1 other RNA gene is annotated in these 492 nt (G+C 61.6%); it reads left to right on the forward strand.

Features of this window, described 5'->3' with window-relative positions:
• The first annotated feature begins 10 nt into the window (after positions 1-10).
• Positions 11-341: a transfer-messenger RNA gene (gene ssrA / locus ACO0K4_RS19440) on the forward strand.
• Positions 342-492: the final 151 nt, after the last annotated feature.

Here is a 492-nt window from a genome sequence, read left to right on the forward strand (position 1 = left end):
CTGGGGGCGATCCGGTTTCGACGTGGATTGCAAAACCCAAGGCGCATGCCGAGGATGCAGCTCGCCTCGTTAATCAGGCTGCAAAATATAGTTGCCAACGACGACAGCTACGCTCTGGCGGCCTAAAGCCCGCCAGCCCCTGACCGGAACTTGCTTGTGAGGTCCGGAGCCTTTCGGGGCGTTCAGGGGTCGACCCAACACAGGCTCGCGCCGAATCCCGTCCGGGGGGCGAGGCGCTAAAACCTGCCGGAACCGCCGTTCGCCGCCCTGCCGGTCGGGTTGCGAACGGTTAAAGCAAAGACCAGGCTAAGCATGTAGGGCCAAGGGCGGAGGGTCGGGAAATGGGGCAGACGCGGTGACGCGTCGCTCGTGGACAGAATGGAGCGGAAAGCCGCTGTCCGTAACGCCCGAAGCTGAAGCCGAAAGGCTTGCTAAGGCAAGGTTGAAAGACCATGCCGAGTTGCTTGGATAAAAACAAGTAACGCCCGGTGG

It is taken from the genome of Undibacterium sp. RuTC16W (genome assembly GCF_049339445.1).
In the GTDB taxonomy this organism is placed as follows: domain Bacteria; phylum Pseudomonadota; class Gammaproteobacteria; order Burkholderiales; family Burkholderiaceae_D; genus Undibacterium.